This is a genomic window from Natronospira elongata, assembly GCF_034931365.1.
GTDB lineage: Bacteria > Pseudomonadota > Gammaproteobacteria > Natronospirales > Natronospiraceae > Natronospira > Natronospira elongata.
Map to the genome: position 1 here is coordinate 1 of NZ_JAYGII010000102.1, position 1,021 is coordinate 1,021.

Genomic DNA, 1,021 nt, shown 5'->3' on the forward strand with positions numbered 1-1,021 from the left:
GGGCATTGATCTGACCGTGAACCGGGGCGACTTCCTTGCCCTGGAGGGGCCGTCGGGCTGTGGCAAGTCCACCCTGCTGTCCATCCTGGGTCTGCTGGACACGCCCAGTGCCGGTCACTATGAGCTGGCCGGGGTGCCGGTGCATGAGATCGATGCCGAGGAACGGGCCCGGCTGCGCAACCAGGAAATCGGTTTCATCTTTCAAAGCTTCAACCTCATCCCCGAGATGAGCGTGGCCGACAATGTCGGCCTGCCGCTGACCTATCGCAAGGGTGTCTCGGCCAAGGAGCGCAAGGAAAAGGTGATGGAATCCCTCAAGCGGGTGAATATGGAGCACCGTGCCGGACATTTCCCCGGCCAGCTTTCCGGCGGTCAGCAACAGCGGGTGGCCGTGGCCCGCGCCCTCGTGGGCAGCCCCTCACTGCTGCTGGCGGACGAACCCACCGGGAATCTCGACAGCGAAAACGGCGAGGCGGTGATGCGCATGCTTGATGAGCTGCACGCCAATGGCGCCACCATCGTCATGGTCACCCATGACCCGCGCTATGCCTCCCAGGCCGCCCGGCGTCTGCCCATGCTGGATGGCCGCATCGCCGAAGCCAAGGCGGCTTGATTGGGATGAGCGTGCGATTTGGTCTTTGTCTTCTGCTGCCGGTTTGGCTCGCCGCGTGCGCCGGTGCGCCGGTCTATCTTCCGCCCACAGAAGAACCGCTTGCCGTGGCGCTGGATGATTTTCCCTGGCAGGGCGAGGCTCTGGACACGGGCGGTGACGGCGTGGCGGATGAGCTTGATGCCACCCTGGTAAGAGATGAGGCCGATCGACTGCGCCTGCGTTGGAGAACCCGGGAGCCTGAGCAGATTGTCCGCTGGATTGATTGTGGCGAACTGCATAACGCCCATCGTCTGGACATGCGCATTGATCAGGGCAGTGACGGCCCCTATGCCCTGTTCTTCACCCAGGGAGAAGGGGGTTATCTGGACATCATCCTCACCCTTGAGCGCGGCGATGAGGACAGTGTCT

The 1,021-nt window shown here is 63.3% G+C and carries 2 protein-coding genes; both read left to right on the plus strand.

Features of this window, described 5'->3' with window-relative positions; genetic code table 11:
- Positions 1–613 (plus strand): ABC transporter ATP-binding protein (locus tag VCB98_RS13935; protein WP_346053569.1); only part of this gene is annotated, 613 nt, incomplete at its 5' end.
- Between the two features lie 5 nt (positions 614–618).
- A partial coding sequence (locus VCB98_RS13940; protein ID WP_346053571.1) for a hypothetical protein occupies positions 619–1,021 on the plus strand: 403 nt, incomplete at its 3' end.